Origin of the sequence: Mesorhizobium sp. M7A.F.Ca.CA.001.08.2.1 (assembly GCF_003998455.1) — a bacterium.
Lineage (GTDB): Bacteria > Pseudomonadota > Alphaproteobacteria > Rhizobiales > Rhizobiaceae > Mesorhizobium > Mesorhizobium ciceri.
The window spans coordinates 1-6466 of record NZ_RZPW01000329.1 but is presented as its reverse complement, the minus strand read 5'-3'; the positions used below and the strand labels follow the sequence as shown (position 1 = coordinate 6466).

Genomic DNA, 6466 nt, shown 5'->3' with positions numbered 1-6466 from the left:
GGAAATCGCTCATCGTGATGCGGCCGTCCTGGTCGAGTTTCAAGAAGGTTCCGTCGCCATGGCAAAAGAATGACATATCGTCCGCCGTCTGCAGGAAGGGATCCTCGAGCGCTATGCGCTGCTCGTAGCGGTCGAGCAGGTCGAGCCCGCCGACATCCATCGCCGGCAGGTCCAGGCAGCGCAGCGCATAGAGTTCCGAATAGCCGCGCTTCTGCACGACGGCACGGAAATGCGCGGGAACGGACACCCGCCCCTTCGCATCGATCCTGCTCACCGTGTTTGACAGAAACCGGTCCATTAAACGCTACAGCCGCTTGCGCCGCCGCACCCCTCTGCATCTTGTCGCACGCGCCGCCGCAGCGCGTTCCCTGCCCCGTATCAGCGTCGTCCGCACAGGCAAAAACCAGCAAACGCGCAGCCGCCGCGGCTGCCCGATTGGCGTACGCTTTACCCTGACACGGAACGAAGGCTTTGATGTCTGGATGGGATATCATGGGGCACTATGGGCGTCAACGGGAATAGGCTTCACAAACACGCGCGCCCCGACCAAAGAGAGCAGCCGTGACGACACGTCTCGTCTTTATGGTCTATTAAGCCTAACGAAGCGTTTAGAGCCGCCTGGCCCAACCGGACGCGCCTTGCCGCGAGCCGCTGCCGGGCATAGCGTCTCGCCACATCCAGCCGGTCACCAACAGGGTCTGAAATTTGATGTCTGAAACAGCAAAGTCACGCGCTGCAGCGCTTCCTCACCTGCGTCGCAGCGGGCTTGCCATGGGCGATTCCATTCCCCTGCCGCTGACCATGGCCGCCATCTTTCATGCGCCCGGCGACGCCACCGGCTTCAACCAGTACGGGCGATTCAGCAACCCGACCTGGGACGCGGTCGAGCATATGCTGGCCCATCTGGAGGACGCGCCCTGCGTCGCGTTCCCTTCCGGAATGGCGGCAATCTCGGCGGCGTTTTTTGCCGTGCTCAAGGCCGGCGACCGTATCCTGCTGCCATCGGACGGCTATCACACGACACGAGCGCTGGCCGAGCGCTTCCTCAAGCCGCTCGGCATCACCTATGATGTCAGGCCGACTTCGACCTTCCTTGATGGCGGCTTCGATGGCTATCGGCTGGCATTTGTCGAAACCCCTGCCAATCCGGGGCTGGATATCTGCGATATCGCCGCCGTTGCCGATGCTGTCCACAAAACCGGCGCGATTCTTGTGGTCGACAACACGACCATGACCCCTTTCGGCCAACGACCGCTCGACCACGGCGCCGATATCGTCGTTGCCGCCGACACCAAGGCACCCAATGGCCATTCCGACGTGCTGTTCGGCCATGTCGCCAGTCGCAATGCCGATATCATCGCCGCCGTGACCGGCTGGCGCGAAGTTTCCGGCAGCATTCCCGGTCCGTTCGAAGCTTGGCTGGTGCACCGCGGCCTGGAGACACTGGATGTGCGCTTCGATCGCATGTGTTCCTCGGCGGAAGTCATCGCGCGGCGGCTGCAGGGCCACAAGGCAATCAGTGGCCTGCGTTATCCCGGGCTGGAAGGCGACCCGTCGCACAACCTAGCCCGCGCCCAGATGGAGCGCTTCGGCTTTCTCATCTCTTTCGAACTCGCCTCGGAAGACAAAGCCGAGGACTTCATCAACAATTGCGACCTGATGCAGGCCGCGACATCCTTCGGCGGCGTCCACACCTCCGCCGAGCGGCGCCTGAAGCGAGGCGATGCGGTCTCCGCCGGTTTCGTCCGCCTCTCGGTCGGCTGCGAGCCGGTGGAAGAGCTCTGGAAAGCGATCGAGACGTCGCTGGACGGGATCAGCGGCTCCCGGCTCGGATGAACGGCCGGACAGGCTTGAATCAACAGGCGCGCCCGAGGGCGCAGCCTGCTGATCTCAAGAGATTTCTCTTGATATCGGGGGAGAGAAATTGCCAGCTGGCCTGTAAGCCGGGTTCTGTATGGCCCTCGTCCCTTGCGAGGCGAGAACGTGGCGGCCATTCATCTTGGGCGCATGTTGCCATGCGCCTCACGCAACCTACCCGGACGGTGAGCCGGAAACAGCCCTCGAGGGTTTCCCCTCGCACCGTCCCTATTCGGTCTTGCTCCCGGTGGGGTTTACCGTGCCGCTCCTGTTGCCAGTCGCGCGGTGGGCTCTTACCCCACCCTTTCACCCTTGCCCCGAATCCGGCAAGCCGGATCGTGGCGGTTTGCTTTCTGTGGCACTTTCCCTGGGGTCGCCCCCGCCGGCCATTAACCGGCACCGTGTTTCCCTGGAGCCCGGACTTTCCTCACCCACGACCTTTCGGCGTTTGCGGGTGCGGCCGCCCAGCCAGCTGGCAGAGCGTATAAAGGGGTTCACGCCCGAAAACGCAAACGAAAAAGCTGACTTATGCGGGCGATCCAAGCGCAGCCATCTGCACCTTGACCTTGCCGCAATAGGCTGCCGACACGGGGTTCATCCGCGTTGCGGCGTGCCCGGCATTGTATTTCAGAATGGTGCCGCAGGTCGTGCCGCCACCGAGGCTCCGTGCCATGGCAAGGTATTTCATGCCGTATTTGATGTTGGTGTCGGGATCGAACAGGCCCTTGGCGGAGCCGCTATAGCCCATCATCCGAGCCGTGGCCGGCTTGATCTGCATCAGGCCGATCTCGCCGGCGCTGCCGACGATGTTGGGCCGGTAGTTGCTCTCGATCTTGATGACCGCCGAGGCGAGCGACACGGGCACGCCTTCGATCGCCGCATAGCGGGCAACGATTGCGGAATACTGGCCGCTGCTCGCCACCGCGGCCGTCGACTCCGCCGCGTTCCTGAGGCCGATCGATGCCGTTCTCGTCATGTCGACGGTCTTGCGGCCGCGCTTCGTCTGCCTTTTGGCAATGGACTTCTTCGGTTTGGACCAGCTTGCCTTTTCCGCTTTGGCGGAAGCCCGCTTCGTCTCCGCTTTGGCGGATGCCTGCTTTGTCGCCTTGGCGTCGTGGCCTGCCTTGCCGCTTTTTGCGGATACCACGGGAAACCCTTGATCGGCCCGCGGGCTGAATGACGCTGCATGCGCCGCACTGAAGGCAAAAGTCATTACGCCGGCAGCAAGAGCTGCCGTTAAAACGGTAAATTTCTGCATGTGATCCTGTTCTGTCTGAACCGCGCGAAGATGTTCACGCAGCAACGCCTAACCAACGTCGGAACAACCCGGGGGGCTTGGGGTCCGACATCTACACGTCAGCCGTTTGACGCCCGAATTGGTGTCAAACAAGGCCAGGCAAGTCACTTTGAGTGACAGCCTGTAACTTAAGGATTGGAAAGAATTGCTTGGGAGAGGTCTCCCGGGGATTAGCGCTTCACGGAAGCAAGCAGACTTTGCAGCGTCCGCAGCGTCGAGCCGTCGGCAACGCCGTCCACCTTGCGCGGCCGGAAATGCCGTTGGAAGGCTTCGACCACCGCCTCCGTCTGCCGGTCGAAAACGCCGGATATTTCAACGCCATAGCCGTAGAGCGCCAGCATCGACTGCAACGCTTCGACATCGCCGCCGGTGTCGCCGGTTGTCAGAGTGGCGCCTCGCCTGACGGGCGCGGCCGTAACGAGATGGCCGACACCGGCCTCGAATAGCGTCCGCCACGGAAACTTCTCGCCGGGATCGATTTTGCGCCCCGGCGCAACATCGGAATGCGCGAGTACCCGCTCGGCGGCGATCGAATGCCGACCGGCGATCCCCCGGCACAGCCCGATCACGGCATCGATCTGCCGCCGGGGAAAACCGGGATAGCCCAGCGAATGCCCGGGATTGACGATCTCGATGCCGACGGAACAGGAATTGATGTCGGCGCGTCCGAACCACGAACTCTTGCCGGCATGCCAGGCGCGGTCGCTTTCCCTGACCATCTGCACGATATGGCCATTCTCGTGGACCAGATAATGCGACGAGACCTCGCTGGCCGGATCGCAAAGCCAGGCCTCGGCCCCGGCGCCGGTCGCCATGCCGGTGTAGTGCAGCACGATCATGTCAGGCCTGGGTGTCTCGCGCCGCGGGCCGAAATTCGGCGATACCCTGACTTCGGCACGTGGCTCGTCGGGCAGAAAGCCGCTCATGCGTGGCGCAGGCCCCGCTCAATCATCTCGTAGGCGGCATTGATCGCCGCCACCCTGGTGGTCGCGATCTTGATGAATTCCTGAGGCAGGCCGCGCGCGATCAGCCGATCCGGATGATTGTCGGAAACCAGCTTGCGATAGCGTTTCCTGACCTCTTCGAACGGCTTGCCGCGCTCGATGCCCAGCACGACATAGGGATCCCCGGCGCCGAGATTGACGTGCCGGGCCATGATGGCTTCGTAATGCGCTTCGTCGATGCGGAAAATCTCGGCGATGCGGTGCAGGAAATGGCCTTCGCGCTCGTGCACCAGCCCGTCGGCCTTGGCGATGTGGAACAGACCGTCGAGTATGTCTTCAAGCATCACGCAGTTGGAATGCCCCGAACCGCACATCTGGGCCATCCGCTCGGCATAGGTTTCGAAACCGGCCACGTCGCGCTGGGCGAGATCGAACAGCCGCGCCACATTGCGCGTCTCCTTCGGCGGCACTTCGAATATCTCCTGGAAGGCGCGCACCTCGTCCTGGGTGACGATGCCATCGGCCTTGGCCATCTTGGCCGACAGCGCGATCATCGCCACCGAAAAGGCGACACGCCGGCGCAAATCCGCATCGCCGGAGAAAACCGTGCGCACAGCCTCGACAACGTCGGCGACACCCGACGAGGTTGAGGATGAAACGCGGGTGACGAACTCGCCGAGGCGATCCCAAATCGACATGGCCTGCTTCTTAGAGCCACCGCTTCCTCCTATCAAGCCGGGACAGTGCCGCAGGCTTTGCGCGACAAATCGATCCGGCGCGCGAGAGGGATTGGCCCACGGCGCTCGGACGACATGAGAAAGGCCGGCGCGAGCCGGCCTTCCTCATTCATCACAAGAAGTACTGCTTGCTCACTACTGCGCGGGCGCAGGAGCTGGTGTTGCCGGAGCCGGCTCGGCGGGCTTCTCGGGTGTGATGCTCTTCGTGGTCGAATTATCCGTTGCCGGAGGCGTCGCGGCCGGCGGCGTGGCTTCCGGGGTGGCCGGCTTCATCGGTTCCTCGGCGGCCGGCGGGTTGGTGCTCTGGGTGGTGGTGTTGTCCGTACCGCTGTCACTGCAGGCGGCGACGCCAAGCAAAGCCAAACCGGAAACGGACGCGAGAATGAGCTTTTTCATTTGTCTCTCCTTCAACACACGCTCACGTTGCCGTGAGCGGTCGAAGGACAAATGCGTCAGCCGGCCATGAGTTTCGTAACGTTGCGTTTCCGCATGTAACATCGTCTGGTTCATTTGCGATTGCCGCTCAGGCCGTAGCGAACTAACAGCATGTGCCGAAACACCGATCGAACAGAAGAGCGCCAGGGGCTGTCATGACCGAAAAATGGGATTTCTGGATCGACCGCGGCGGCACATTCACCGATATCATCGGCCGAGATCCGGAAGGCGGGCTGCACCCGCGCAAGCTTCTCTCCGAAAATCCCGAAGCCTATAACGATGCCGCCATCCAGGGCATTCGCGACCTTCTTGGCTTGTCGGCCGGCGACACGATCCCGAGCGGCCTGATCGGCGACCTCAAGATGGGCACCACGGTCGCCACAAATGCGCTGCTGGAGCGCAAGGGCGACCGCGTGCTTTTGCTCATCACCAAGGGCTTCCGCGATGCGCTGAAGATCGCCTACCAGGCGCGCCCGGACATCTTCGCCAAGGAGATCATCCTTCCCGAACAGCTCTACGAGCGCGTCATCGAAATCAACGAGCGTGTGCGCGCCGATGGCTGCGTCGAACAATTGCTCGATATCGCCGCCTGCCGGCCGGCGATCGAACAGGCCAGGGCCGATGGCATCGATGCGGTCGCCATCGTCTTCATGCACGCCTGGAAATACCCCGACCACGAGAAGGCCGTGGCGAAAGTCTGCCGCAAACTCGGTTTCAGCCAGGTCTCGGTCAGCCATGAGGTCTCGCCGCTGATCAAGCTGGTCGGCCGCGGCGACACCGCGGTGGTCGACGCCTATTTGTCGCCGATCCTGTCGCGCTATGTGCAAAGGGTGGCGGGAGAGTTGGGTGCGGCGCCAAGCTCCCCCCTTGTGGGGGAGAGCGATCAATCCCCCCGCCTGATGTTCATGATGTCGTCGGGCGGTCTCACCGCCGCCGACATGTTCCAGGGCAAGGACGCACTGCTGTCAGGACCAGCCGGCGGTGTCGTCGGCATGGTCGAGACGGCCAGGCTCGCCGGCTTCGACAAGGTCATCGGTTTCGACATGGGCGGCACCTCGACCGACGTCGCTCACTATGACGGCGAATATGAGCGCGCCTTCGACACCGAGGTCGCCGGCGTGCGCATCCGCGCGCCGATGATGCGCATCCATACCGTCGCCGCCGGCGGCGGCTCGATCCTGCATTACGAGGCCGGC

At 62.9% G+C, this 6466-nt stretch carries 6 protein-coding genes, 1 other RNA gene and 1 pseudogene; 2 read left to right on the top strand and 6 right to left on the bottom strand.

Features of this window, described 5'->3' with window-relative positions:
• A pseudogene (locus EN914_RS19555) lies at positions 1-298 on the bottom strand (transcriptional regulator MraZ); the annotation flags it as partial.
• Positions 299-708: 410 nt separating this feature from the next.
• On the opposite strand from EN914_RS19555, the gene EN914_RS19550 reads away from it, so the two are divergent.
• The gene (locus tag EN914_RS19550) at positions 709-1836 is read left to right on the top strand and encodes a cystathionine gamma-lyase (protein ID WP_024501473.1); all 1128 of its coding nucleotides are present in this window, start codon (positions 709-711) and stop codon (positions 1834-1836) included.
• An 87-nt stretch (positions 1837-1923) separates the two neighbouring features.
• On the opposite strand, the gene rnpB is transcribed toward EN914_RS19550, so the two are convergent.
• The 5 genes from rnpB to EN914_RS19525 form a co-directional block, all read right to left on the bottom strand.
• Positions 1924-2333, bottom strand: an RNA gene (gene rnpB, locus EN914_RS19545) — RNase P RNA component class A.
• 50 nt (positions 2334-2383) lie between these two features.
• Positions 2384-3115: a lytic transglycosylase domain-containing protein gene (locus EN914_RS19540; protein WP_013530946.1), complete on the bottom strand. Its 732-nt coding sequence runs from the start codon at positions 3113-3115 to the stop codon at positions 2384-2386.
• A 209-nt stretch (positions 3116-3324) separates the two neighbouring features.
• Positions 3325-4080 (bottom strand): N-acetylmuramoyl-L-alanine amidase, encoded by a 756-nt coding sequence (locus EN914_RS19535; RefSeq protein WP_024501474.1) that lies wholly within the window; start codon positions 4078-4080, stop codon positions 3325-3327.
• Complete coding sequence (locus EN914_RS19530; RefSeq protein ID WP_024501475.1) at positions 4077-4796, bottom strand: DnaJ family molecular chaperone; 720 nt, start codon at positions 4794-4796, stop codon at positions 4077-4079. The genes EN914_RS19535 and EN914_RS19530 overlap by 4 nt, the downstream gene beginning before the upstream one ends.
• Before the next feature lie 174 nt (positions 4797-4970).
• Positions 4971-5231 carry a hypothetical protein gene (locus EN914_RS19525; RefSeq protein WP_013530943.1) on the bottom strand — a complete coding sequence of 87 codons (261 nt, stop codon included), beginning with the start codon at positions 5229-5231 and terminating at the stop codon, positions 4971-4973.
• A gap of 194 nt (positions 5232-5425) precedes the next feature.
• On the opposite strand from EN914_RS19525, the gene EN914_RS19520 reads away from it, so the two are divergent.
• On the top strand, positions 5426-6466 hold a 1041-nt coding region (locus EN914_RS19520), incomplete at its 3' end, for a hydantoinase/oxoprolinase N-terminal domain-containing protein (protein ID WP_164778804.1).